At 58.8% G+C, this 24,811-nt stretch carries 23 protein-coding genes; 16 read left to right on the top strand and 7 right to left on the bottom strand.

Translation table 11 applies throughout. The annotated features are described in order from the left end of the window. From QA648_RS09520 to QA648_RS09460, 13 genes are all read left to right on the top strand, one after another. Positions 1-624: a hypothetical protein gene (locus QA648_RS09520; RefSeq protein WP_104823634.1), complete on the top strand. Its 624-nt coding sequence runs from the start codon at positions 1-3 to the stop codon at positions 622-624. Next, positions 621-1,046, top strand: a complete 426-nt coding sequence (locus QA648_RS09515) for a hypothetical protein (protein ID WP_283051132.1) — start codon at positions 621-623, stop codon at positions 1,044-1,046. The genes QA648_RS09520 and QA648_RS09515 overlap by 4 nt, the downstream gene beginning before the upstream one ends. A gap of 106 nt (positions 1,047-1,152) precedes the next feature. Beyond that, the gene (locus QA648_RS09510; protein WP_283051131.1) at positions 1,153-7,176 is read left to right on the top strand and encodes a phage tail protein; all 6,024 of its coding nucleotides are present in this window, start codon (positions 1,153-1,155) and stop codon (positions 7,174-7,176) included. 4 nt (positions 7,177-7,180) lie between these two features. After that, the gene (locus QA648_RS09505) at positions 7,181-7,612 is read left to right on the top strand and encodes a hypothetical protein (RefSeq protein ID WP_283051130.1); all 432 of its coding nucleotides are present in this window, start codon (positions 7,181-7,183) and stop codon (positions 7,610-7,612) included. Beyond that, positions 7,602-8,021, top strand: coding sequence for a hypothetical protein (locus tag QA648_RS09500; protein ID WP_283051129.1), 420 nt, complete (start codon positions 7,602-7,604; stop codon positions 8,019-8,021). The genes QA648_RS09505 and QA648_RS09500 overlap by 11 nt, the downstream gene beginning before the upstream one ends. 19 nt (positions 8,022-8,040) lie before the next feature. Beyond that, positions 8,041-8,694: a DUF4376 domain-containing protein gene (locus QA648_RS09495; RefSeq protein WP_283051128.1), complete on the top strand. Its 654-nt coding sequence runs from the start codon at positions 8,041-8,043 to the stop codon at positions 8,692-8,694. A 12-nt stretch (positions 8,695-8,706) separates the two neighbouring features. Then, on the top strand, positions 8,707-8,922 hold the full coding sequence (locus QA648_RS09490) for a hypothetical protein (protein ID WP_283051126.1): 216 nt from the start codon (positions 8,707-8,709) through the stop codon (positions 8,920-8,922). A 156-nt stretch (positions 8,923-9,078) separates the two neighbouring features. Continuing rightward, entirely contained in the window at positions 9,079-9,711 is a 633-nt protein-coding gene (locus QA648_RS09485; protein WP_283051124.1) for a hypothetical protein, read from the top strand. A 61-nt stretch (positions 9,712-9,772) separates the two neighbouring features. Next, positions 9,773-10,090 carry a cell wall anchor protein gene (locus tag QA648_RS09480; protein WP_283051122.1) on the top strand — a complete coding sequence of 106 codons (318 nt, stop codon included), beginning with the start codon at positions 9,773-9,775 and terminating at the stop codon, positions 10,088-10,090. 29 nt (positions 10,091-10,119) lie between these two features. Next, on the top strand, positions 10,120-10,368 hold the full coding sequence (locus QA648_RS09475; protein ID WP_283051121.1) for a hypothetical protein: 249 nt from the start codon (positions 10,120-10,122) through the stop codon (positions 10,366-10,368). A 67-nt stretch (positions 10,369-10,435) separates the two neighbouring features. Further along, positions 10,436-10,765, top strand: a complete 330-nt coding sequence (locus tag QA648_RS09470; RefSeq protein ID WP_283051119.1) for a hypothetical protein — start codon at positions 10,436-10,438, stop codon at positions 10,763-10,765. Positions 10,766-11,070: 305 nt separating this feature from the next. Further along, entirely contained in the window at positions 11,071-12,159 is a 1,089-nt protein-coding gene (locus QA648_RS09465) for a nitronate monooxygenase (protein WP_283051118.1), read from the top strand. A 76-nt stretch (positions 12,160-12,235) separates the two neighbouring features. After that, positions 12,236-13,096, top strand: coding sequence for a TIM barrel protein (locus QA648_RS09460; RefSeq protein WP_283051116.1), 861 nt, complete (start codon positions 12,236-12,238; stop codon positions 13,094-13,096). A 141-nt stretch (positions 13,097-13,237) separates the two neighbouring features. On the opposite strand, the gene QA648_RS09455 is transcribed toward QA648_RS09460, so the two are convergent. From QA648_RS09455 to QA648_RS09445, 3 genes are all read right to left on the bottom strand, one after another. Beyond that, on the bottom strand, positions 13,238-13,444 hold the full coding sequence (locus QA648_RS09455; RefSeq protein WP_283051115.1) for a hypothetical protein: 207 nt from the start codon (positions 13,442-13,444) through the stop codon (positions 13,238-13,240). 302 nt (positions 13,445-13,746) lie between these two features. Further along, complete coding sequence (locus QA648_RS09450; protein ID WP_104823620.1) at positions 13,747-14,043, bottom strand: hypothetical protein; 297 nt, start codon at positions 14,041-14,043, stop codon at positions 13,747-13,749. A 134-nt stretch (positions 14,044-14,177) separates the two neighbouring features. Then, positions 14,178-15,095, bottom strand: a complete 918-nt coding sequence (locus QA648_RS09445) for a polysaccharide lyase (RefSeq protein WP_283051287.1) — start codon at positions 15,093-15,095, stop codon at positions 14,178-14,180. A 274-nt stretch (positions 15,096-15,369) separates the two neighbouring features. Between QA648_RS09445 and QA648_RS09440 the strand changes: the two genes are divergently transcribed. Then, complete coding sequence (locus QA648_RS09440) at positions 15,370-15,858, top strand: heme-degrading domain-containing protein (RefSeq protein WP_283051114.1); 489 nt, start codon at positions 15,370-15,372, stop codon at positions 15,856-15,858. A 43-nt stretch (positions 15,859-15,901) separates the two neighbouring features. Here QA648_RS09440 and QA648_RS09435 read toward each other — a convergent pair whose 3' ends face one another. After that, positions 15,902-17,158 (bottom strand): AGE family epimerase/isomerase, encoded by a 1,257-nt coding sequence (locus QA648_RS09435; RefSeq protein ID WP_283051112.1) that lies wholly within the window; start codon positions 17,156-17,158, stop codon positions 15,902-15,904. A gap of 267 nt (positions 17,159-17,425) precedes the next feature. Here QA648_RS09435 and metH point away from each other — a divergent pair, with 267 nt between their 5' ends. Beyond that, the gene (gene metH / locus QA648_RS09430; RefSeq protein WP_283051110.1) at positions 17,426-21,202 is read left to right on the top strand and encodes a methionine synthase; all 3,777 of its coding nucleotides are present in this window, start codon (positions 17,426-17,428) and stop codon (positions 21,200-21,202) included. 58 nt (positions 21,203-21,260) lie between these two features. On the opposite strand, the gene QA648_RS09425 is transcribed toward metH, so the two are convergent. From QA648_RS09425 to QA648_RS09415, 3 genes are read right to left on the bottom strand one after another with little or no spacing between them, the layout of a single operon-like run. Next, positions 21,261-22,025 carry a GntR family transcriptional regulator gene (locus QA648_RS09425; protein WP_283051108.1) on the bottom strand — a complete coding sequence of 255 codons (765 nt, stop codon included), beginning with the start codon at positions 22,023-22,025 and terminating at the stop codon, positions 21,261-21,263. Further along, the gene (locus QA648_RS09420; protein ID WP_283051107.1) at positions 22,022-22,906 is read right to left on the bottom strand and encodes a BadF/BadG/BcrA/BcrD ATPase family protein; all 885 of its coding nucleotides are present in this window, start codon (positions 22,904-22,906) and stop codon (positions 22,022-22,024) included. The genes QA648_RS09425 and QA648_RS09420 overlap by 4 nt, the downstream gene beginning before the upstream one ends. A 37-nt stretch (positions 22,907-22,943) precedes the next feature. Further along, on the bottom strand, positions 22,944-23,213 hold the full coding sequence (locus tag QA648_RS09415) for a hypothetical protein (RefSeq protein ID WP_283051105.1): 270 nt from the start codon (positions 23,211-23,213) through the stop codon (positions 22,944-22,946). Between the two features lie 244 nt (positions 23,214-23,457). Between QA648_RS09415 and QA648_RS09410 the strand changes: the two genes are divergently transcribed. Continuing rightward, complete coding sequence (locus QA648_RS09410; RefSeq protein ID WP_104823613.1) at positions 23,458-24,717, top strand: ABC transporter substrate-binding protein; 1,260 nt, start codon at positions 23,458-23,460, stop codon at positions 24,715-24,717. Positions 24,718-24,811 lie beyond the last annotated feature (94 nt).

Genomic DNA, 24,811 nt, shown 5'->3' with positions numbered 1-24,811 from the left:
ATGAAGAACATCACCTCCGCCTTCTTCGCGGCGCTGACCGGCGCGCGCGACAAGGGGCTTGTGCCCCGTCGTTTCGTATGGATCACCGGCAAGGACCTCGCCAGCGGCGCACCCGCTTCGATCGGTCTTTGGACCGGCGACGACGACATCAACATCACCGTCACCTCCGGCGTCACCGGTCTGCCGGAGGCGCGGACCTATTATGGCGGCCTCAATCTCACGGTCAGCCCGATCCCGCGCACGGCGGATCTGACGATCCAGACCGTGACCATCACCATCGGCCAGATCGCGCCCGCCGTGCAGCAGCTCGTGCGCGGCTACGATCTGCGGCTGGCGCCGATCGAAATCCACGACATGTCGTTCGATACCGGCACGCGCCTGCCGAGCGCGGCGCCGGAGATAGCCTTTCTCGGCATTGCCGATGGCGCGCCGATGAAGACGCCGGCGGTCGGTCAGGACGGCGATATCGAGATTTCCGCCATCTCCGCCGCCATCGCCATGCTGGAGCGGACCAATCCGGCCAAATCCTCCTATGAAGGCCAGAAGCGCCGCAGCGGCGATGAATTTGGTCTCTATTCCAGCACCGTCGCCAACTGGCAGATTCCCTGGGGGCAGAAGTCATGACCGAGCTTGTGAGGGTCAAGAACTGGCGCGCGCGTTTCGTCGCCGAGATCGATAGGTTGAAGCGCACGCCCTTTGTCTGGGGCAGCCATGATTGCGGGCCGAGCCTTGCCGGCAATCTGGTGCTGGCGATCACCGGCGTCGATTGCGCCGCGCAGTTTCGCGGCGAGTATTCCACTGCGGCCGGCGCGCTGAAGACCATGAAGGCGGCCGGCTTCGACAATCTCGCCGATCTCGTCGCCACCATGCTGCCGGAGATCCATCCGAGCCAGGCCCATATCGGCGATATCGCCGCCATTCCGCATGAAGGTCCCTTTGGCTACGCCCTCGGTGTCGTCAATGGCGAGCGCATCTTCGTGCTGCGCGAGACCGGGCTTGGCACGGTCGATCTGCTCGACGCTACACGGGCCTTCAAGGTCGGCTGAGCCGGCCAGGACATCCCGTTTTTGTTATCACCTGTCGGTGACTTGTTGCTGCCGCTCCAGTCGGCGGCGCACCTTTTTCCATGCGCCATTCGAGGTCGCCAGATCCATGAAAATTCTGATTTTGCTCCTGAACGTTGTCGGCTTCTGGCTGATGGCGGATGCCGCGCATGCCGATCCGATCACTGCGGCGATCGCCGCGATTTCCCAATTCATCGGCTCGATCGGCGTCATCGGCAAGCTGGTGCTGACCGTTGCCATCAATGTCGGCCTGTCGCTGGTCGAAAAGGCGCTGGCGAAGAAGGAGCAGCCGCAACAGGCCGGCGCCAAGCTGGAAATCAGCATGGGGGACGACCACCCCATGTCGTTCATCATCGGCAGCTACGCCACTGCGGGCCGGCGCAAATATGCCGGCTCCTGGGGCGAAGACGGCAAGACGCCAAATGCCTATTTCACCGATGTCATCGAAGTCGGCAGCCTGCCCAACCATGCCGGCGAGCGCGGCCTCACCAGCGTCTGGATCGACGACCAGCAGGTCGGCGTGCTCTGGGAAGAGCCGCATCCTGATGGGCGCGGCTTCCCGGTGCTGCAATATCGTGTGAAAGGCAAGGATTATCTCTGGATAAAATTTCTCGACGGCACCCAGTCGGGCACCGACGCATTCCTGTCCGCGAAATTCGGCGCCAATCCTGATCGCCCTTGGAAGACGACGATGATCGGCCTTGGCTGTCAGGTCGTCATTTTGACGGCACGCTACAATACCGATCTGTTCTCCGGCATCCCCGCCGGCCTCTACCAGCCGCATCCGGTGCCTCTTTACGATATCCGCAAGGATTCGTCCGTTGGCGGCAATGGCGCCCATCGCTGGGACAATCCCGCCACCTGGGAGCCGACGAGCAACCCGGCCACGATGATCTACAATCTGGCGCGTGGCGTCTACCGTGGGTCGGAATGGGTCTATGGCGGCCAGAATATCGCTGCTTTCTGCCTACCCGCCGCAAACTGGATGGCGGCGGCAAACGCTTGCGACGCCGCTGTTGCGCTCGATGGCGGCGGCAGCGAACCAGCCTTCCGCGCCGGCTACGAAGTGCAGTGCGATCAACAACCGCTCGACGTGGTCTCCGAGCTCTTGAAGGGCTGCAACGGCCGAATGGCCGAAGTTGGCGGCATCTTCAAGGTGCTGATCAGCACGCCCGGCGGCGCTGTCTATTCCTTCTCCGACGACGATATCGTCGTTACGGAGGAACAGGATTTCCAGCCGTTTCCCTCGCTTTCCGACACCTACAACGCCATTGAAGCGACCTATCCAGAACCCAGCGAGAAGTGGGCGACGAAGGATGCGCCGGGCCGCTACAATGCCGATCTGGAAGCTCAGGACGGCAATCGCCGCCTGCCGGCGCAGATCCAGTTGCCGGCCGTTCCCTTTGCCAATCAGGTGCAGCGTGTCGGCCTGGCGATGATCCAGGACTACCGGCGTTTCCGCGTGCACCAGATATCGCTACCGCCCGACGCCTATCCGCTGGAGCCGAACGATGTCGTTTCCTGGACCTCGGCACGCAACGGCTATGACGAAAAGAAATTCCTTGTCGTCAAGGTCGAGCCGCAGCCGAATTTCCTGATCGTCGTCACGCTGAAGGAAGTCGATCCTGCCGACTACGATTGGCACAGCGGTTTGCAATTGCCCTCCGCCACCGGCTGGATCGGCCCGATTACACCGCCGTCCCAGCCAATGGTCGGCTGGACCGTCGAGCCGGCAACTGTGAAAGACGCCGGCGGCATCGATCGTCGGCCGGCGATCAAGATCAGTTGCGCGGCGGACATGGACGATGTTGAGCGCGTGTGGGTGCAAGTCCGGCTAAAGGACACCGGCGATATCGTCTTCGACAGCGACAGCACTCGCTATGCTTCGCCATTCTCCTGGGTGATCTCGGGCCAGTGGATGCTGTCGAACACCGACTACGAGGCGAGGGGCCGTTATATTCCCAAATCCAACCGCGCCACGGATTGGTCGGCCTGGCTGAGCGTGAAGACGCCGAATGTCCTGATTCAAGCGGGCGACGTTCTCGATGGCGCGATCATCGCCTCCAAGATCGCCGATGCGGCTGTGACCGCCGCCAAGATCATGGACGAGGCGGTTACCAATCTGAAGCTCGCCGACGACGCGGTTTCGACGGCGAAGCTGCAGGTGGCTGCTGTTACGGCCGACGTGTTGGCGAGCGGCGCGGTGATCTCCGCCAAGCTCGCAGACGGTGCCGTGACCGCTGCAAAGCTTGCGCAGAGTGCGGTTGATGCGACCAGCCTCGCGAGTAGCATCAAGGCTGTTGAGGTCGTCTCTTCCCTTCCAACCACCGACAATGTCGAAGGCCGGCAGGTTTTTCTGACGACAGATGGGAAGCTTTATCGCTACTACGGCGGCACATGGACGGCCGCCGTCGCGGCTGGCGATGTCAACGGGACGCTGAACGCTGCACAAATCGCGGATGGCGCGATCACGAATAATAAGCTGGCGGCTCTGGCGGTCGATGCGAGTAAACTTGCCGATGGTTCTGTGAGTGCCGCAAAGCTTGCGGCAAATGCGGTCGATACGACCAAGTTCGCTTCCGATATTCGGCCGGTGGAAATTGTTTCGAGCTTACCGACGACGGGCAATGTCGAGGGCCGAACAGTCTATCTGACGACGGATGACAAGCTCTACCGGCATACCGGCAGTGCCTGGACGGCAGCGACAGCGGCTGCTGACATCGCTGGTCAGATCGTCGGAACACAGATTTCCGACGGCGCTGTCTCCACGCCGAAGCTCGCGGCCGGTTCGGTCACGGCCAATGCGCTCGCCGCCGGCGCCGTCACTGCCGACAAGATCGCCGCCAACGGCATCACGGCCGGACAGATTGCTGCCGGCGCGATCGGGGCGATGCAACTCGCCGCAAGCGCGGTGACGGCCAAGTCGGTCGCAATCGGTGACTTCGCCAACATGATCACCAACCCGTTCTTTGACCAGGGAGCGGCGGGCACGGACGGTTGGCTGCTGGGCGGCACGATCGCACCCAGCCGGATTGTGGGAGCATCCGGAGATCCCGCGCCAAATTATATCCGCATTCCGGACGCGAATGGCGGGATCGACTACGCCATCTTCGACCCTGGGGCCGCTACAACGGGCTCAATGCCCTGCTCGGCCGGGGACAGTTACTATGTCGAGTTCTATATCCGGAAAAACGGTGCACCCACAGCGTCATTCGGCTCGTACCTGTCGGTCTCTGATCGCACGAGCGCGAACACTGTATGGCCACAGGTGTATTTTGCTCTCGCTGCCAACGTTCCCACGGTTTGGACGAAGGTGCAGGCGCTGGTGAACATCCCCGCCACCGTGGCGAACAATGGTATCCCGGCAAGGTTCAACCTTCAGCTCACCGCGCGCCCCGGCACGGCCGACAACAGTGGGTCCTACGACATCGCTAAGCCGGTTTTGCGCAAGGCCACCGGCGCGGTCATGATCGAAGATGGCGCGGTGACGGCCTCTAAGGTTGCCGCCAACGCCATCACGACCGACAAGATCGCGGCGAATGCAATCACAGCGCGCAGTCTCGTTCTACAGGATTGGGAAAACCTCATTCCTGATAACCAGATGCAAAGTTCCGATTCTTGGTTCTCCAGACCTGCCAATGCGGTCATCAACCCGGTGGCGACACAGCCATTCAACAGCAAGGGTTCGCTTGATTACACCTATGTTGCGGGTCCCGGCTACCAACTAATCGTCCAGTCGGATGCGTTTCCGATCGTCGCGGGGCAGCAGTATCTTGTGTCGTGCCAAGCGATCCGAACGTCCGGTACGAAGATGGGAGTGTGGGCGCGCGTTCACTGGACAGACGCCACAGGTCAGCTCCTGAACCCTGATGTTTATCTCGCCATTTTCGACACCTCGGGAGGCACGACAGTTTCCGGGCTTCAGGCCTATACGGTTACGATGACCCCACCCGTGAACGCCTTTGGAGCTATATTCCGTATCTACGTTCAGCGGGATTTCACAGACGGCAACATCTCGTTCGGGGGTGTTAGCTTCTTGCGCAAGGCGTCGGCTAATCTGCTGGTCGACGGCTCTGTGGTTGCCGGCAAGATCGCCGCTGGGGCAGTGACGGCCGGGACCATTGCCGCGAATGCGGTCACGGCGGGCACGATCGCGACCGGCGCAGTCTCGGCCTCGCAAATCGCAGCCGATGCGGTGACCGCAGACAAGATCGCTTCCAATGCCGTCACCACGGATGCGCTTGCGGTTGGCTCCGGCAAGAACCTGCTTCAGAATGCAAGTTTCTCGATGGGTATGGATTGCTGGACCTATTTGCCGAATGGCACGATCCCCAATCAAACCTTCCGCATCCGTGCTGTCACCGAATCATGGGCTGGGCCGAACTGCCCGACTTTGATGTCGTGGCAGAACGGCGCTAATACCGGAAACAACTACTGGAGTGACATTCGTTGGGGGCGGCCTGACGCGCCGACACTGCCGAACAACCTCAAATATGGCGTGCCCTGCGCTCCCGGTGACTGGTTCGAGGTATCAGCCTATGTCTCTGCCCATCGCTGCTTGGTTGAGCTGCGGATACAGTGGATTGGTTCAGATGGCGTAGCTGTTGGCTATACTACGACCGATCAGAACAACGGTATCGCGGGAAGTTCGACCAATCCGGACCTCTGGACACGTCTCAGGTGTGTTGGTGCGGCTCCCGCCAATGCGGTCGCGGTATCAATTTATATCCGCAAATATGAAACGAACGCCGGCCAAACCGACAGCTATATGTTCCTCAACAAGCCGATGCTGTGCCGCTGTCCGCCGAACGCAGCAGAGTTTACGCCTTGGAGCGATGGCGGCGTGGTGATGATCATGAACGGCGGTATCGTCGCGAGCGCCGTGACAGCTGACAAGATCGCCACCAATGCCGTAACCGCAGACGCGATCGCAGCCAATGCGGTCACAGCCGGCAAGATCGCGGCCGGTGCAGTCACTGCCACGACGATCGCTGCCAGCACGATCACCGGCGACAGGCTTGCCGCGAACACGATCGGCGCATCTCAGATCGCGGCTGGCGCGATCACCGCCAAGCAACTCGTGCTGACCGACTTCTCCAACATGGCGGACAACGGCTGGCAGGCGGGCAGCATCGCCGGCTGGACGACGCAGAACCTGCAGAATTTTTATAATGACGGCAGTGGTGGGGACGCGGCCGGTTATTTCCTCCAGTCGCTCGGCCGAGACTGCGCCTATTCCAACTTTGTCGCCGTCTCGTCCGGCGAGACCTACGCGTTCGACGTTTGGGTCAACAACACTGATGCGAATCAGGCCAATATATATGCCTTCCCGCGCGCGCCTTCGGGGACGATCTCGCCTGTAGTGATCACCGGCACGAGCACAAAGAATGCATGGGTTCGTCTGCAAGGAAAATACACTGTTCCTTCCGGAATAAGCGCTCTTGCCATGGATTTGCAGGTGAACAGGACGGCCGGCACCGGCAGCTCCTGCTTCTGGTCCAAGCCCGTTATGCGGCGTGCCATGTCGGCCGAACTGATCGTGGATGGCGCCGTTACCGCCAACAAAATCTCGGTCAACAGCCTGGATGCGCTGACCGCCAATCTCGGTGCGGTCAATATCAGCTCGGCCGTTATCGGCACGCTGCAGGTCGGAACATCCAACATCTCCGGGGGTGCGGTCACCGGAGTGGGTGTAGGGCGTGTCGCCGGCACCCAGAACATCGCGGCTAACGCCACGGTCAATCTGGTGAGCTGCGTCGTCAATGTTGCCGGCGACGGTCGCGTCGTGATCGACGCCATGACGCTCGGTCAGTACAACCAGAATGGCGGCAGCCAGAACTCTCAGCCGATCGGCGTCAACATCTTCCGTGACGGGACAGCGATCTTTAGCCAGACCTATTATCTCGGCGTGGTTCAGACCGTCGTCTCCGGCACAGGCGGCAGCAACGGCAGCACCACACAGACCACATATACGGCCGGCCTCGTGGCCGTCTCGGGCCTCTATGACGCCCCCGGCGCTGGCAACCACACCTACATCCTGCAGATCTATTGCCCCGGCAACACCATCGGCTGGAACGAAAGCAACATCACCGCAACAGCTCTCAAGAGGTAGCTCCGTGACTGCGTTAGAAGATAGAACGCTCCACTACATCGTCTACGGCCCTGATGGAGCCATTCGGCAGAGCGGCGACTGTGCCTTGAGCCTGCTGCCGCACTATGCGGCGATCTATGGCCAGGGCTTCAAGGCGATCGAGGTGCCGGCCGACCAATACCGCCGTGATATCGATGCGCACTGCTATGTGCTGGATGGCGTCATCACTTCCAAGGGCACCGCGCTCGATGTCACCGAATACACCGTCAAGGCTGATGGCGTGGACCTGGTGCGCTTTGCCGTGCCGGCTGGCACTTCGGTTCTTCATGCCGGCGATATTGTCGCGATTGAGGACGATGTTTTCGAATTCACCACCGACGTTCTTGGCGACCATAGATTTTCCTTTATCGCACCCGCCGCCTTCCATCACTTCGAGGTGACGATTCATGCTGTTTAACGTGGCCGCCGATCTCACTTCGGAGCGCGTCCAGGCGCAGGCTTTCATTGACAAACAGATCGGCCATGCGCGCGCTCTGTTCATCACGCTTACACCCGGTCAGGAGGCCGTCTATGCGCTGAAGCTTCGCGAGGCGCAGTTGATTGCCGCCGATCGCCAGCAAGGTGCAAATGTTGCCGAAAGCGAGACGCCGCATATCTCGGCCGAAGCTGCCGAACATGGCGTTAGCCGCTTTGAGAAGGCGGTCGAAATCCTAACGCGAGATCAGCATTGGAAGGTCGGCTCGCAGATGATCGAAGCCGTCCGCCGATCGGCAAACGCCGCTCTTGCCGCCGCCAAAACGGCTCCCGAAATCCGCACCGCCTACGAGATCGATTGGCAGGCCGTGCGCGCCTATGCCCAAGCTTGAACCGCAGGAAAGGACTGCCATGTACCGCATAGACAGCATGTATGAACCGATGGTCGAGGCGCTGCTTGCCGCTCGATCGGAAAACAAGGCCGATCGCTGGATGGCTTGCGTTGCCTTCTGGCTCGGCCGGCAGCAGATCTACAACGTGCCCGATTATTGGCTTGCGCTCGCTGCCAAGATCATGTCCGGACTGGATGCTACCGACAAGAATGCGATCCTCGATCAACTGAGCAACAAGGAAGCCAACTTGGTCAGCTCTGCCGGCGATTGGCCGGAAATGCCGGAAGGCCTCGCGGCAGTCGTCGCCGGCTGGTCTCCGGAGCCAGCTCCGGTCGATCTTTACGTCTATGCTGCGACCAAGCGGTATGCCATCGAAACGGGCGGCATCGTCTTTAACGGCACGAAGATTGCTACGGATCGGCAGAGCCAGGCACTCATCACCGGAGCCTATGCTTATGTGCAGGCTAACCCCACGGTCACCGTAAATTTCAAGACTGCAAATGGCTTTGTCATTCTGACCGTCGAGCAGGTGACGGCGATCGCCAATGCAGTCGGTGCTCACGTGCAGGCCAGCTTTGCGGCTGAGGACGCGGTAGCTCAGGCCATCGCTGCAGGCACGATTAAGACAACGGCGGATGTCGACGCCTTCGCTTGGCCGGCAATAGCGGCGTAAAAGGAGGACTTGATGTCTACCTTCGTGAACTCTCTCAAGAAGCAGAATGAGTTTCTACAAGGTGAGGTGGAGCGTTTTGCCAGCGCCGTAGACGATCTCGCCGGACAGCTCGCACAGGCGCGAGCGCAGTTGGAAGCAAAACAGCGAGTTGGAGTTGCGTCTGAAAGGTCAGAAATGGAACTTGCCGATGACACGACGATGATCTCGTCGCCCGAGGAAACCGCATAGGAAGAACTTTGCCGCTCGCAGAGAGAGGCCCTTGCGAGCGTAAGAGTTTCTGGTCCGCTATGAAGAAAAATGGGCGGCTAAATTGGCCGCCTGGAAGCAAATTCTAGCGATCTTCAAGGTTCGACGCCAAATTTAATATTAGTCAAAGGATCATTCATGGATCGTGCGAAATTCTTCGCGGCGGTGCGCACATCGCTGTTCGGCGGGCGGCTGTCACAAAATCAGGTGAACGGCACGGAGGCCATCCTCGATGCCTGGGAGATGAGCCCGCTCGATGTACGCTGGCTCTCCTACATGCTAGCGACGGCTTATCACGAAAGTGACAATACGATGTGCGCCATTGTGGAAAACCTCAATTACTCGGCCGCGGGTCTCAAGGCTACATTTCCGAAATACTTTACGGCAGCGCAAGCGGCGATCTATGCCCGACAGCCACAATGTATCGCCAATCGCGCATATGCGAGCCGCATGGGCAATGGCGACGAGGCGAGTGGTGACGGATGGCGCTATCGTGGACGGGGTTTGGTACAGATTACCGGTTACGACAATTATGTGAAATACAGTATTTCTGATGAGCCCGACAAGGCACTCGATCCTGCCAAGGCGGTCGAAATCTTGTTCGACGGCATGATCAACGGCAGGTTTACAGGCAAGAAGCTGGCCGATTACTTCAGCGTCGAGGTTACCGACTGGATCGGTGCCCGCGGGATTATCAACGGCACCGATCGAGCCGCAGGCATTGCGGATTATGCGAAGTCCTTCGCGGCGGCAGTCGAAGCGGCGCGGTAGTCTGCGTCACAAGACTGCGGCGGCTCAACACAATCATTTTTCCCTAGAAAAGGATTATTACATGCGTGCTCCGCTCTTAGCAGCGGCGGTCGGATTTGCGTTATCCGGTTGTCAAACGGCGTCGCTCGATATCGCGATCCAGAAAAATCTCCCGAAGGCTTGTCAAGCGTTGGAAACTGCACATGCCGCTTTTATGTCCATTGTCGCGATTGGTACGGTCAAGCGATCGGTGATCAACAAGGAAGCGGCTGCTTATATCGGCGTGCGGAGCCTTTGCGTCGACCCCGAGCGCGAGACGGCCGCAGATGTTTTGGCACAGGTAGTGCAGGCCTACGCAACAATCGATATCGCCCTCAATGTCGCCCGACAGGCGCAGTAATTTTCATGCCTTCACAAAGGAACCTTACGTTGAACACCAATGCTTTGCACAATGTTTTGAATATACTAATCACGCTGTCGGCGCTGTTGGTTGCCGTTCTTCTGGCCACGGGCTGCACACAGCTAGGCGATGGCACGCTAGAATGTTCACGATCCTTTATCGGACCGAGCTACACAGCCTACGTTATCGCGGGTCTCGGCGCACTCAAGATCGTGGTCAATGTTACCCGCGACGGGCTTTCCGGTTTGATCAAGCCCCAGCCGCCTGTCGGTGAATAACAGCCCTTTTTAGTTATTTGGCGGGACGCGGCAGATTCTTGTTGCAAGGGTTTTGCGGAGATAGATCATGACGGTGAACGATTTTCTCGATGCGCTAGGCATCAAGGTCGGCGTCGTCATCGCTGGCCTCTCCGGGGGCATTTTGCGTGGCTTATCCCGTCGGCGCTATACCACCCGAGAAATTGTCGCGTCGCCCATTTGCGGGGCGCTGGCGGCGGCTTATCTGACAGAGCCAGCGCTTTATTATCTGCGCGCCATCAATTGGCCGCTACCGGAAAAGGACGCCGCGGCCATGAATGCGACGGCGTTCGTGGTTGGTGTCTGCGCCATGTGGATCGCTGACCTGATTTTCGATTCGATTTCCCGATGGATAGGAGGTGGAAGGGCCGCACCCTGACTGCCACCGCTATATGCCGTATTGTCGCGTTGATTTCAGTTTTCTCTAATGCATTCGTCGGTTTTACTGTGCCGACCATTTCCCTATCTCGCCCTCTCCTTAACGGGAGAGGCCCCCTTTTGCGTTTGTGGTTTTTGTAATCGTTCCAGGCATTGCTTTTGCTGAGGCAAGTTTATTCCGGTCGTCAGCATGAGATCTTCATTCCATCGACAACCGCTATGGATACATCTGCACTAATCATTACCGCCATCGTTACTAGGCTGATAATGATGGCAGGCGGACTTTGGAGATGAAAGGCGCTTGTGATGAGCCAATGGCCAGATACCCGGATCCTTGACCTATTCGATATCGACATTCCCATTATCCAGGCTCCCATGGCAGGCGCGACGACGCCAGAAATGGTAATTGCAGTAAGCGAGGCTGGCGGTCTCGGATCCCTGCCAAGCGCTCAATACAATCCGGAGCAACTCCGCGCGGCTCTGGATATGATAAGAGCGGCAACGAAAAAGCCAATCAATGTGAACTTCTTCGCTCACACCATGCCTGAAGACGATCCTGCGCGGCACATGGCATGGCGAGCACGGCTTGCCCTCTACTATGTCGAAGCAGGGCTTGATCCTGCCGCACCGGTTCCGGCTGGCGGACGCGCGCCATTCGATACCTCCTTCTGTGAAATCGTAGAGGCCTACCGGCCTGAGGTCGTCAGCTTTCATTTTGGACTACCGGATGCGGATCTGGTCCGACGAGTGCGGGCAACCGGAGCAAAGATAATTTCGTCAGCGACTACGGTAGCGGAGGCGCGGTGGCTTGCCGAACGTGATGTCGACGCCGTCATCGCCATGGGTTTCGAGGCTGGCGGCCATCGCGGCAATTTCCTGACGCAAGATATGGCGACGCAGGTCGGCACGATGGCGCTGGTGCCGCAGATTGCCGATGCTGTTACGGTCCCCGTCATTGCCGCCGGCGGAATTGCGGATGGGCGGGGGATTGCGGCAGCTTTCGCACTTGGCGCCTCCGCCGCGCAGATCGGCACGAGCTATCTGTTTACGCCCGAGGCGAAAATTCCCGCGGTCCATCGCGCGGCACTGGAGCATGCAGGCGACGATAATACGGCGTTGACCAATGTCTTCACCGGACGGCCGGCGAGGGGTGTGATGAACCGCATCATGCGAGAGGTGGGGCCACTCTCTCATCTGGTGCCCGCGTTTCCGACGGCCGGCGGTGCCTTGGCGCCACTGCGCGCCAAGGCCGAAGCGGCTGGTTCCGGTGATTTCACCAATCTTTGGTCCGGCCAAACCGCCAAACTGGCGCAGTCACTCCCGTCGGCTGAGTTGACCGCGGTTTTGGCGAATGATGCGATCACCGTTATGAGACGGTTGGCAGGGCGTGGCTAACCAAGTAAATAAGGCTGGCCGGTAAACTCGCTGGGCGCGCTTTTGCTCGTCGCGGGCAAAAGAGGAGGAGATATCAATGGCTTTCTCGGCTGATCTGGCAGATCGTTTTGCCGTTTCCACATGGTCGCTGCACCGCGCGCTCGGCAGCACTTATCCTTACAAGCCCGGCGGCACGGATGCCCCAGCGCGGCAACCGACTTACGGGGAAGGCTCGATCGCTCTGATCGATCTCCCGAAACAATTCGCCGAACGCGGCATCTTCCGCATGGAAATCTGCTCGTTTCATCTGCCGAGCCGTTCGACCGCTTACATTGCCGATCTGCGAAATGCCTTCGACAAGGCAGGCGTCAAAGTGCAGACGCTGTTGGTTGAAGACGGCGATCTCAGTAATCCTGAGACGGCGGAGCGTGACGCTGAATGGATGGCGAGCTGGATCGAGGTCGCCATGGCGCTCGGCGCCGAGAACATGCGCGTGATTGCCGGTAAGGCGCAGCCGACCGACGAGGCGCTGAGCCGGACAGAAAAACATCTTCGTTGGCTGGCCGAGCGGATTGCCGGAAGCGGTATCCGACTTGTTATCGAAAACTGGTTCTCGCTGCTGCCGGGGCCGGTCGAGGTCAACCGTGTGCTTGACGCGCTTGACGGCAAGCTTGGTCTCAACGGCGATTTCGGCAATTGGAGCGGCGCGGGCAAATATGGCGATCTCGCCAAGATCATGGGTCGCGCCGAACTCTGCCATGCCAAAGCGCATTATTCGGAAACAGGCCTCGATACCGAGGATTATGTTCGCTGCGTCGAACTCTCCAATGCTGCAGGCTACAAAGGCCCGTTCACGCTAATCTACGACTCCTCGTTTTATGAGGACGAATGGTCGGGGATTTTAGAGGCGCGGGATTGTATCGCGGGCGTATTGCGGAAGGCCACTGCGGCGGCGTAACGGCGCAATGATTGCAGCGGAGGTCCAGCTCTGCCGCAAGCTTGCTTTGCGCAGGTGAAAACCCCGCGCTTCCGATTTATCCACGAATTGCGGCGAGGCGCGCCTTCTGCCGATGAGGCCGCAGCACAGGCGCTATGAATTTCAGTGAAATTCGTAATCGTGAAAGGCGCCGAGCAGTCGATCCTGTGTCTGATAGCCAGCGTCATAGAGGCTGATCGCGACGTTGGCCGCGGACAGGCCTTCCTGGCTTTGCAGTTTGATGCTGCGTTCGGCACACCAGGCGTAGAGCGCGCCAGCGAGGATATCGACATCATCGGGATATAGGGGCGAGTTGACCATCATAGACATTCGCTACACCGTGGTTGGAAGCTCGAACTTGAGCGGAAGCGGAGCAAAGACTGCTTTGATTCCAAAAGTTTGCAATCGGCTTCTCTTGCCGGCGTTAACGCCTGCCTGATTTGATACAGATACAGTTTCGTATCGGCACAGGTGCTTGCTCGAAGGAGACTATTGCGGTGTCTGGTCCGGCGCGTGCGGTGCTGGATTTTCGATCTGTTCCCTGCCGTTATGCGGTACAACGAACAGCAGGACACCCAGCGCAAGGGCGAGTGCCACCATGATCAAAAGGATAAGTCTCGGCCGCGAAGGCATCATTGATGAACCGGCTGCGACGCCTCGACCGCTGCTTCGATCAATTCCTCGGCATAAGATAGGGCAGAGGCTGTGTCCTCGCCATCGAGTTTCAGTTCCCGGCATTTGCGGTGCATGGCCCTGCGAATGTCTGCAAGCAGGGTCGCGTCGACATCGACATGCCCCTCGAAGAAAACATGAGTCAGAGCAGATTGGGCTACGACTTCGAGTACTGCGACACGTCCCTCGATTTCGCCAAGCGAAGGAATGGCGTTTTTCTCCACATGGTGTTTGCAATCGCGATGAGTGGTGAGCATTTCAGTGGTCTCCTCTGCTGAGGCAGATAACCAATGAGAGGCAAAAAGGTTCACTGAGATTTTACGAAAATCTGGGCCGGTGGCAACTGGCTTTTCGCCGCGATGTCATTGCCGGGAAGGCGTACGGAAACGGGTCATTTCATAGGGCAGAGGTTCGCATCCGACAGGACATCGGCGCAGCGAGGCGAGCGGCGAAAATCGTCGTAATAGAGCGTCCATTCCGTCGTGTCGGCGGCTCGATAGGGGCCGAACTTGAAATACTGATTTTTGCCTAAACCCTTGTCGGCATGACCAATATGTCCCTTGACGGTGACAATCCATTTATCGTTGGCGAAGATCTCGATATGGCCGGTACCGTCAGGGCCAGGCTTGCTGTAGATCGCAAAGTCGATCCAGCCGGATTCCGGTGTCGGCAATTTATTGCCATGGTCGGTGATGGTGATGGCACTGGTGCAGCCGGTGAATTCCTTGCCATCCTCCTTACCCCAACTGCTGTCGGTGGCGACAAGGGCTCGCATCTGATTGGTGTCCGAGCGGAACCAGACCGGCGCCTGATTGTCAGCACACTTCTTTGTCGCGTCGCTGACCTCGGTTGTCGGTGGAGCGACATAGTTGGTTTCGACTGTGGCGAAGAGCTTGCCGTTGTTCAGTCGCAGCGCCAGGAAAGGGCTGAAATCTCCCTTTGCCTTCGGTCCGATCTCGCGCTTCCACTGCGCAATGAGATAGCGATGATCACCGGAGGGAATAGGGTCGGCGAATTTGACCGCAAAGCCATACCAGACGCCTTGGTTATAGGGGACGCGATATTTGGTGCGTTCCCAGATTTCTGCTCGTTCACTGCAGTTCGTCTTGTCCGGTTGGCAGAGCGGCTTGACGCTGAGCTTCAGCGCGCCGGTGCCGGTGCGCTTTACTTCCGATTGGAATTCGATCTTGCCAGCTTTCTGTTCGGAATTGTCGCGATAATAGAGATGGCCTGAAGGGGAGAAGTCGGTAGCATCGAAACCATCGCGCAGAACCAATTGAGCTGGATTCTCGGCCATAGCGGGAGTCATGGCGCAGGTGCAAGTGCAGGCCAGGATAGCGGGCAGTGCATATTTTGCGTTCATGACAGCAGGCTCCTTCAGCGGACGATCGTGGAATACTATCAATGACCTGTTCCTCTTCGAGGGGCAAGAGGAGGCGACGTTGGGTAAGTGATCAGCGGCAGATGTCGATCTCGTGCTCGGCCAGAAGTGGCGGCTCGGTTTCGACATACCGAAGAGATAAGTAGACAAATCATCTCGTTCGCGTTTGATAAGCCGGCCAATTCTGGAGGAAGGATTTTCCATGACGATCGAACACGACCTCAGCCGCATCGCCCTGCAAGAGGAGACGCTGCGCTTCGATGCTTTCGATCTTTCGACCGCGTGGGTGCTTGGCAAGTTGCTGCATGACCTTGCCAGCGAACGCAATTTGGGTGTCGCGATCGACATCACATTGCATTCCATGCTGGTCTTCTACATCGCGCTGCCTGGCTCGACGCCGGACAATTCCAACTGGATCCGCCGTAAGCGCAATATGGTGTTGCGCTATTTCCGCAGCAGTTATGCCAGCACTCTGCGACTGGAGCAGCAGGGCAAGACGATCGAGCACAACGGGCTTTCAAGCGCCGACTATGCTGCATCCGGCGGCAGCTTTCCGATCTTCGTTCACGGCACGGGTTGCATCGGCGCGGTCACCGTGTCGGGACTTCCGCAGCGTGAAGACCACAATCTCGTTGTTGAGGCTCTGGCGCTCACGCTTGGTCACGAACTGCACAATCTCAGCCTGTCATAAAAGAGGATCGCGGCGTCTGACTTAGCGGACGCCGCCCGTCATCTCAGATTTTGCCGCCAGCGTCAGCGATGACTTTGGTCAGACTGCCTGTTGCCGGGAAGAGGGGGATGAGGCAGGCCTGGAGGGCATGATAAATATCGCCCTTGCCTGGGAAAATCGTATGGGCGGGAACCAAGTCTTCTGTGAGTTCCTCATGCCAGCCACCATTTTTATGGTCGATGAAGAATCGGCCGATGGTGCCCCAGATCTTTCGATAGCTCTCCTCGTGGAAATCGCTCGGTACATGTTCGTTGAGATAGTGCGCGGCACCGGCGCCTTCGCATGCCGGCCACCAGAGCTTGTTGCGTTTGGCCGGCGTATCAGCCCAATCGAGCGTATAGAAGAAGCCGCCTTTATGGTTATCCCACCCCAGTGACATCGATTGAGAGAACAGACCCTTGGCGGCATCCGGCATCCAGTCGTGCTGCTTGCCGCCGAGAGACCAGAGCTGCAGGACGAGGCGCGCCCATTCCAACCAATGGCCGGGCGTCGTGCCCGAGGGGCGGAACATTTCGTTGCCGCGATAATCCTTGTCGAGTTCCCAGTCGGTATTGAAATGTTCGGCGACGCGCCAGCCGACGGAACCGGCGGAGCGGCGAATGACGAGATCGGCGATGCTTTCGGCTTTGTCGAGGTATGTTTTATTTTCGGTCGCTTCGAAGGCTGCCATCAGCGCTTCCGTCAGGTGCATATTGGAATTCTGGCCGCGATAGGCGCCACCATCGATCGGCGACCAATCCTGGTTGAACTCCTCGGCGATGGCGCCGTGTTTTTCCTCCCAGAATTTCGTGTTCAGAATTTCGGTGACATCGGCAAGCATGCCGTCAGCAAGCGGATGACCGATGGTCTTGGCGGAGGAGGCGGCGAGCAGCACAAAAGCGTGGCCATAGCCTTGCTTGCTGGCATCGACGGGGCCATCATTGTTGAGCGACCAGACATATCCGCCATGGGTGGCATCACGGTGATGCTTCCAGAGATAGTTCATGCCGTGATCGACAATATCCTCGGAGCCGGGGCGGCCGAGCAGCGAACCGATCGAAAAGCAATGAACCATACGCGCGGTCGAATGAATGCCCCGCACAGGGTTGGCTGCATCGAGCGGCCTGCCGGCATCATCCATATCGTAGAATCCACCCTTAGGATTGATGCAGCGATATTGGAAGAAATCGAAAAGCCCGCTTGCCTGATCAAGCAACCAACGGCGGTGATAGGCCCGCGAGCTCCAATTGCCGAGTGCTGCCGTTTCACGCTGTATGCCCATGCTATCCTCCCAAGACTCTTTTGCCACAAGCCGTATAGCGCTGCCTGAAAGCACTGTCATGGCTTTAACCAATGAAACTGTGTCGGCTGCCTCGCGTTGTCCATGCCTGTAGGGGTTGGCGGGCGCTCGCATCGATATTTTTCGGACACGCGGCAAACTGGAGCAGCATTATTCTTGCGCCGCGCTTCTCCAAGGCATAGATATGTTGACATAAAGATATCTTTATGTGATCTGGATGCGTCGCAATCAGGCCAGTGGAGTTCGCATATGTTTGACAATCTTTTTGGCTCGGAAACAGCGAAACGCGATGGCAGTGAAGTCTTCTCGGCCCTGAAGCGGGCAGCGAGCGAGCGAATCCTTGTGCTTGACGGCGCCATGGGGACACAAATCCAAGGGCTCGGCTTCGACGAGGATCATTTCCGCGGCGATCGCTTTATTGGCTGCGCCTGTCATCAAAAGGGCAATAACGACCTTCTGATTCTCACTCAGCCTGACGCCATCGAGGAAATCCATTACCGCTATGCCAAGGCCGGCGCGGATATTCTGGAGACCAATACGTTCTCTTCGACCCGCATTGCCCAGGCCGATTATCAGATGGAAGGCGCGGTTTACGACCTCAACAAGGAGGGTGCGGCAGTTGCCCGCCGGGCGGCGATCCGTGCCGAACGCGAGGACGGCAGGCGCCGTTTTGTCGCTGGCGCTATCGGCCCGACCAACCGCACCGCTTCGATTTCCCCTGATGTCAACAATCCCGGCTATCGCGCGGTGAGCTTCGACGATCTGCGACTGGCCTATGGCGAGCAGATCGACGGCCTAATCGATGGCGGCGCCGATATCATCCTGATCGAAACAATCTTCGATACGCTGAACGCCAAGGCGGCGATTTTTGCCTGCGAGGAGCGGTTCGAGGCTAAGGGCGTCCGCTTGCCGGTGATGATCTCGGGGACGATCACCGATCTTTCCGGGCGGACGCTCTCCGGCCAGACGCCGTCGGCCTTCTGGAATTCGGTGCGCCATGCCAGCCCCTTCACCATCGGCCTCAATTGTGCACTTGGCGCGAATGCCATGCGGCCGCATCTGCAGGAACTTTCGGCCATTGCCGATACCTTCGTCTGCGCCTATCCCAATGCCGGCCTGCCGAACGAATTCGGCCAATATGACGAAACGCCTGAGATGATGGCGGCGCAGGTTGAAGCTTTTGCGCGAGACGGCCTTGTCAACATTGTCGGCGGCTGCTGCGGCTCGACGCCGGAACATATCGCCGCAATCGCTCAGGCGGTTTCGAAATACCAGCCGCGCCAGCTTGCGGCGCACCGCCCATTTATGTCGCTCTCCGGCCTGGAGCCCTTCGAGCTGACCAAAGACATTCCGTTCGTCAATGTCGGCGAGCGGACCAACGTTACCGGCTCGGCAAAATTCCGCAAACTGATCACCAATGCCGACTACACGGCAGCGTTGGCCGTTGCTCGCGACCAGGTCGAAAACGGTGCGCAGGTGATCGATATCAACATGGATGAGGGTCTGATCGATTCCGAAAAGGCGATGGTCGAGTTCCTCAACCTGATCGCCGCCGAGCCGGATATCGCCCGTGTGCCCGTCATGATCGACAGCTCGAAATTCTCAATCATCGAAGCCGGTCTAAAATGTGTGCAGGGCAAACCGATCGTCAACTCTATCTCGTTGAAAGAGGGCGAGGAGAATTTCCTTAAGCAAGCCCGGCTGCTGCGCAATTATGGCGCTGCCGTTGTCGTCATGGCGTTCGACGAGCAGGGGCAGGCCGACAGCTATCAGCGCAAGGTCGAGATCTGCGCGCGCGCCTACAAGCTTCTGACTGAAGAGGCGGGGCTGCCGCCGGAAGACATTATCTTCGATCCGAATATCTTCGCGGTCGCGACCGGCATCGAGGAGCACAACAATTACGGCGTCGATTTCATCGAGGCGACGCGAACAATCCGCCAGACCATGCCTTTGGTCCATATCTCAGGCGGCGTTTCGAATCTTTCCTTCTCCTTCCGCGGCAACGAGCCGGTGCGCGAGGCGATGCATGCCGTATTTCTCTACCATGCCATTCAGGCGGGCATGGACATGGGCATCGTCAATGCCGGCCAGCTCGCAGTTTATGACAACATCGATCCCGAGCTGCGCGAGGCCTGCGAGGATGTCGTTCTTAACCGCCGGCCCGACGGCACAGAGCGGCTGCTCGAAATAGCCGAGCGTTTTCGTGGTGCCGGTAACCGGGAAGCCAAGGTACAGGATCTCGCCTGGCGGGACTGGTCAGTCGAGAAGCGGCTCGAGCACGCATTGGTCAACGGCATCACCGAATATATCGAAGCGGATACCGAAGAGGCGCGGCAAAAGGCCGAGCGACCGCTGCACGTCATCGAAGGTCCGTTAATGGCTGGCATGAATGTCGTCGGCGACCTCTTCGGTTCAGGTAAGATGTTCCTGCCGCAGGTAGTAAAGTCGGCCCGTGTCATGAAGCAGGCCGTTGCCGTGCTGCTGCCTTATATGGAGGCGGAAAAGCTCGCCAATGGCGGCAACGGCGAACGCCAGGCGGCAGGCAAGGTGCTGATGGCGACCGTCAAGGGCGATGTGCATGATATCGGCAAGAACATCGTCGGCGTCGTGCTTGCCTGCAACAATTACGAAATCATCGATCTCGGCGTCATGGTGCCGGCGACGAAGATCCTGGAAACGGCAATCGCCGAGAAGGTCGATATCATCGGCCTCTCCGGCCTGATCACCCCGTCCCTGGACGAGATGGTGCATGTTGCTTCGGAAATGGAGCGGCAGGGGTTCGATATTCCACTGCTGATCGGCGGTGCAACCACCAGCCGCGTGCACACCGCCGTGAAGATCCATCCACGCTATGAGAAGGGCCAAACTGTCTATGTCACCGATGCCAGCCGTGCCGTAGGTGTCGTCTCGGCGCTATTGTCGCCGGAGGCTAAGCAGGGCTATGTCGATACCGTTCGCGCGGAATATGCCAAGGTTGCCGCTGCGCATGCCCGCAGCGAGGCGGAGAAGGTGCGGCTGCCGCTCGCAAGGGCGCGTGAGAATGCGGAGAAGGTTGATTGGGCGAATTACAAACCTGTGACGCCGCAGTTCTTCGGCACGAAGGTGTTCGAGAATTACGATCTGGCAGAGCTTGCCACATACATCGACTGGACGCCGTTCTTCCAGACCTGGGAGTTGAAGGGCCGTTTCCCGGCCATCCTCGAAGACGAGAAACAGGGTGAGGCGGCGCAGCAGCTTTATGCCGATGCACAGGCCATGCTCGAAAAGATCATCGCGGAGAACTGGTTCCGCCCGCGCGCCGTTGTAGGCTTCTGGCCGGCAGGCACGGTCGGCGATGATATCAGATTGTTCACCGATGAGGGCCGCACCGACGAACTCGCGACCTTCTACACACTGCGCCAGCAATTGTCGAAGCGGGATGGCCGCCCGAACGTGGCGCTATCGGATTTCGTAGCGCCCGTTTCGAGTGGCATCGGCGACTATGTCGGCGGTTTCGTCGTCACGGCCGGGATCGAGGAAATCGCCATCGCCGAGCGTTTTGAGCGCGCCAATGACGATTATTCTTCGATCCTCGTTAAGGCGCTCGCCGATCGCTTCGCCGAGGCTTTTGCCGAACGGATGCATGAGCGGGTGCGGCGCGAGTTCTGGGGCTATGCCAAGGATGAAAACCTCGACGGCGACGAGCTGCTGGCGGAGGCCTATGCCGGCATCCGCCCTGCGCCGGGCTATCCTGCCCAGCCCGACCACACCGAAAAAGAAACTCTGTTCCGTCTGCTCGATGCGGAAGCTGCAACCGGTGTGAAGCTCACCGAAAGCTACGCCATGTGGCCCGGTTCCTCCGTCTCCGGACTCTATATCGGCCATCCCGACTCCTATTATTTCGGTGTAGCCAAGGTCGAGCGAGATCAGGTGGAAGACTATGCGGCCCGCAAGGGCATGCCCGTTGCGGAGATGGAGCGCTGGCTGGGACCGGTGCTCAACTATGTGCCGGAAAGCCGCGATACCGCAGTGGATGACGCGGCATGATGATCTGATTTGACGGTGGAGTGGAAAAAGCGAGTGAGGGATGCTCGTTAACTCAACCCTACGTCGCTCCGATCGTCAGCTCCGCAACAAAGTCATAAGCGTCTCCTCGATAGAGCGAGCGGGTAAATTCCACGGCGCGACCGGAGCCGAGGTAGGAGATGCGTTCGATCGACAGGCCTGCAGCCCCGACGGGAACGCCTAGCAGGCCGGCGTCGGCCTCTTTCATGTTGGTCGCGGAGATACGTTGGACGGCACGGACCGGGCGGACCTGGCGCTTTTCGAGCTCGGCATAAAGCGACGCGGTCACTGTGGATGGGTCCGGCAGGAACTCGCCGGAGACGCTGGCATGTTCGATGGCCAGCGGCTGGTCGTCGGCGATGCGCAGACGGCTGAGGCGAGAAACCTTGGTGCCGGCGGCAAGGCCGAGGATCATCATTTCATCTGGCGAGGGGGTGTGCACGCCCTTATGCAGCCATTCGGAGCGTGCTGTCATGCCCCGCCGTGCCATGTCTTCAGTGAAGGACGTTAGCTGCGACAGGCGCTGTTCGACCTTGGAGACCGGCTTGGCGACGAAAGTGCCGGAGCCATGGCGACGGACAAGGATGCCCTCCGCCACGAGATCGTCGATCGCCTTGCGTACCGTCACGCGGCTGACGGCTGCATATTCGGCTATATCGCGCTCCGGCGGCAAGGCATCGCCATGTTTCAGCGTGCCAACCTTGACGGCGTCTTCGAGCGTGCGGCGCAGCTTGACATAAAGCGGGCCGGTGCCGCCGACGAGAAGGCGTTCCGGCGAGAAGATATGGCTTAAATCCTCGGTCATGGCGTGCTCCCCATGTCTTTTTGCAGGAGCTTGGCCGCCAGTTCGACCGCGCCGCGCAATACGTCGCCTTTCGGTTCCATGAGAAGCGCCTTGTGTCGCGAAGCGAGCCGGGGATGATATGCCTTCGAGAGACCACCCAGTAGGCAGATCGCCGGGCACTCGGGCCAGAGCAGCGTGTCGAGGCTTTCGGCGATAGCGTTCACCGCTGTCTTGACGATGCCGACAGCGACCACATCCTCCCTTTCGGCATGTTCAAAGACCATCGGCGCGTAACGCGCAAAATCTTTCGGTTTGGAAGCATGCGCGAATTCGACGATGCGTTCGGGATCGCCGCCGAATTCAGCCATGATCTTTTCGGTGATTGGCGAGGGTGGCTGCACCTTGTCGTGCGCCAGAAGTGAGCGCTCCAGCAGATCGCGGCCGAGACGCGCACCACTGGCCTGGTCGCCAACGACAAAGCCCCAGCCACCGATGCCCCAAATCTTGCCGTCGCGTCGAGCATTGTAGACGGAACCGGTGCCGAATGCGCCGATTATTCCATCGGCATCGCCGAGCGCACCCTGAAGCGCTATCGTCGCGTCGGTGACGACATGGCTGTTTGCAAAGGGCAGCGCTTTTTCGATGCGCTTGCCATAGTCACCGACGTTGGCGCCGGCCGTGCCGACAACGGCGGGCAGTGCATGGACCAACTCCGGATCGAGTCCGGCGTCGCTGAGGGCTTCTCGGGCGGATGCGACGATGTTGACCAAAGAGTTTTCGAGATCGGAAAGGATATTGGCTGCCCCCGCCTTGCCGTTACCGAGGACTTTACCCAGCCTGTCTGTCACAGCAGCGCGGCAGCTTGTTCCCCCGCCGTCGATACCGATCGCAAACTCCGTCATCACACCCTCCGGATAACCACCCGTTCCCCATTTTTTCCTACAATACCAAAAAAATACCATTTACCAATAGGCAATGCGTCGCTTTTTGTGTTTCTGTATCATATTGAAAAATATCGATAAAATTTTTTATCGGTTTTTCCGACTCAGAAAAGTTAAATTTCGGCTGGACAATTGGTATTTTTTTGGCCTTAATTCTTGCAAGGGAACAGTTCGAACAGGCATCGGCAGAACCGGCAGAATAACAATAGCCGGAACGCCAAGCAGAAGGTGGCGGACCTCTGCCGTTGTCAGGAGCCGCGTAGATCAAACAGGGTCTGCGCGACGGCGTTCGTCACGAATTTCCCGTGTGTTGAGTTTCTTGTGTCCTTGTCCGGTCGTCCGGCGGGTCACGATTGATCGGGCCGATCAGGCACAGTGCCTTGCGCCCTTGTGCATTTGGGGCCGGCAATGTTGGCGGTCCTTGTGGAGCGTTGGCTGTTTCCTCGGATATGCCAACGGATTTTCAGATCGAGAACGGTGCCTTATTCCGGGCGCTTAAACAGGAGAGGGAAATGAAAAACAATGTTCTGAAAGGCTTACTCCTCGCATCCAGCCTGCTGACCTCGGTTGGCTTCGCGCATGCGGCGGACGTGACGCTGACGGTTGAAAGCTGGCGCAACGACGACCTGCAGATTTGGCAGGAAAAGATCATCCCGGCATTCGAAGCCAAGAATCCTGGCATCAAGATCGTCTTCTCGCCGACGGCTCCGACCGAGTACAACGCATCGCTGAACGCCAAGCTTGAAGCTGGTTCCGCCGGCGACATCATCACTTGCCGTCCGTTCGACGCTTCGCTGGACCTCTTCAATAAGAAGCAGTTGTCCGACCTGACATCGCTGAAGGGTATGGATAACTTCTCGCCGGTCGCCAAGGCTGCCTGGACCACGGACGACGGCAAGTCGACCTTCTGCGTGCCGATGGCTTCGGTCATCCACGGCTTCATCTACAACAAGGATGCCTTCGACAAGCTCGGCCTCAAGGTTCCGGCGACCCGCGACGAATTCTTCGCAGTGCTGGACAAGCTCAAGGCTGACGGCACCTACATTCCGATGGCCATGGGCACAAAGGATCTGTGGGAAGCTGCAACCATGGGCTATCAGAACATCGGCCCGAACTACTGGAAGGGCGAAGACGGCCGCCTGGCTCTGATTTCCGGCAAGGAAAAGCTGACGGATGCTCCGTGGGTCGATCCTTACAAGGAACTCGCCAAGTGGAAGCCTTACCTCGGCGACGGCTTCGAAGCCCAGAGCTATTCTGACAGCCAGAACCTCTTTACGCTCGGCAAGGCTGCCATCTACCCGGCCGGTTCGTGGGAAATCGCGCTGTTCAACACGCAGGCTCAGTTCAAGATGGGTGCCTTCCCGCCGCCGGTCGCAAAGGCTGGCGACACGGCTTACATCTCCGACCATCCGGATATCGGCGTCGGTCTGAATGCCAAGAGCAAGCATGCGGAAGAGGCCAAGAAGTTCTTGAGCTGGGTCGCCTCGGACGAGTTCGCCAACATCTACGCCAACGCGCTCCCGGGCTTCTTCAGCCTGAACTCGCATCCGGTGAAGATGACCGATCCGCTCGCTCAGGAATTCGTTTCCTGGCGTGACAATCACAAGTCGACGGTTCGTTCGACGTACCAGATCCTGTCGCGCGGCACGCCGAACCTGGAAAACGAAACCTGGACGGAATCCGCCAACGTGATCAACGGCACGGACGCGCCGGACGCTGCTGCCAAGAAGCTGCAGGCCGGCCTCGATAAGTGGTACAAGCCGGCAAAGTAAGCCTGCTTTGACGTAAGTCGGGTGAGGGGCCTCGTGCTCCTCACCTTGTTCTACCGCCGGTGCCTGCGGATAGAAGGACAGAGGTCATCGGTTG

This window comes from Rhizobium sp. CB3171 (assembly GCF_029714265.1).
GTDB lineage: Bacteria > Pseudomonadota > Alphaproteobacteria > Rhizobiales > Rhizobiaceae > Rhizobium.
This window is presented reverse-complemented; position numbering and strand designations above follow the sequence as displayed.

Bases quoted from the DNA above. Each gene is read 5' to 3' on its own strand.
- QA648_RS09520 (WP_104823634.1), top strand. From the start codon at position 1: ATGAAGAACATCACCTCCGCCTTCTTCGCGGCGCTGACCGGCGCGCGC.
- QA648_RS09515 (WP_283051132.1), top strand. From the start codon at position 621: ATGACCGAGCTTGTGAGGGTCAAGAACTGGCGCGCGCGTTTCGTCGCC.
- QA648_RS09510 (WP_283051131.1), top strand. From the start codon at position 1,153: ATGAAAATTCTGATTTTGCTCCTGAACGTTGTCGGCTTCTGGCTGATG.
- QA648_RS09500 (WP_283051129.1), top strand. From the start codon at position 7,602: ATGCTGTTTAACGTGGCCGCCGATCTCACTTCGGAGCGCGTCCAGGCG.
- QA648_RS09495 (WP_283051128.1), top strand. From the start codon at position 8,041: ATGTACCGCATAGACAGCATGTATGAACCGATGGTCGAGGCGCTGCTT.
- QA648_RS09490 (WP_283051126.1), top strand. From the start codon at position 8,707: ATGTCTACCTTCGTGAACTCTCTCAAGAAGCAGAATGAGTTTCTACAA.
- QA648_RS09485 (WP_283051124.1), top strand. From the start codon at position 9,079: ATGGATCGTGCGAAATTCTTCGCGGCGGTGCGCACATCGCTGTTCGGC.
- QA648_RS09480 (WP_283051122.1), top strand. From the start codon at position 9,773: ATGCGTGCTCCGCTCTTAGCAGCGGCGGTCGGATTTGCGTTATCCGGT.
- QA648_RS09470 (WP_283051119.1), top strand. From the start codon at position 10,436: ATGACGGTGAACGATTTTCTCGATGCGCTAGGCATCAAGGTCGGCGTC.
- QA648_RS09465 (WP_283051118.1), top strand. From the start codon at position 11,071: ATGAGCCAATGGCCAGATACCCGGATCCTTGACCTATTCGATATCGAC.
- QA648_RS09460 (WP_283051116.1), top strand. From the start codon at position 12,236: ATGGCTTTCTCGGCTGATCTGGCAGATCGTTTTGCCGTTTCCACATGG.
- QA648_RS09455 (WP_283051115.1), bottom strand. From the start codon at position 13,444: ATGTCTATGATGGTCAACTCGCCCCTATATCCCGATGATGTCGATATC.
- QA648_RS09450 (WP_104823620.1), bottom strand. From the start codon at position 14,043: ATGCTCACCACTCATCGCGATTGCAAACACCATGTGGAGAAAAACGCC.
- QA648_RS09445 (WP_283051287.1), bottom strand. From the start codon at position 15,095: ATGACTCCCGCTATGGCCGAGAATCCAGCTCAATTGGTTCTGCGCGAT.
- QA648_RS09440 (WP_283051114.1), top strand. From the start codon at position 15,370: ATGACGATCGAACACGACCTCAGCCGCATCGCCCTGCAAGAGGAGACG.
- QA648_RS09435 (WP_283051112.1), bottom strand. From the start codon at position 17,158: ATGGGCATACAGCGTGAAACGGCAGCACTCGGCAATTGGAGCTCGCGG.
- metH (WP_283051110.1), top strand. From the start codon at position 17,426: ATGTTTGACAATCTTTTTGGCTCGGAAACAGCGAAACGCGATGGCAGT.
- QA648_RS09425 (WP_283051108.1), bottom strand. From the start codon at position 22,025: ATGACCGAGGATTTAAGCCATATCTTCTCGCCGGAACGCCTTCTCGTC.
- QA648_RS09420 (WP_283051107.1), bottom strand. From the start codon at position 22,906: ATGACGGAGTTTGCGATCGGTATCGACGGCGGGGGAACAAGCTGCCGC.
- QA648_RS09410 (WP_104823613.1), top strand. From the start codon at position 23,458: ATGAAAAACAATGTTCTGAAAGGCTTACTCCTCGCATCCAGCCTGCTG.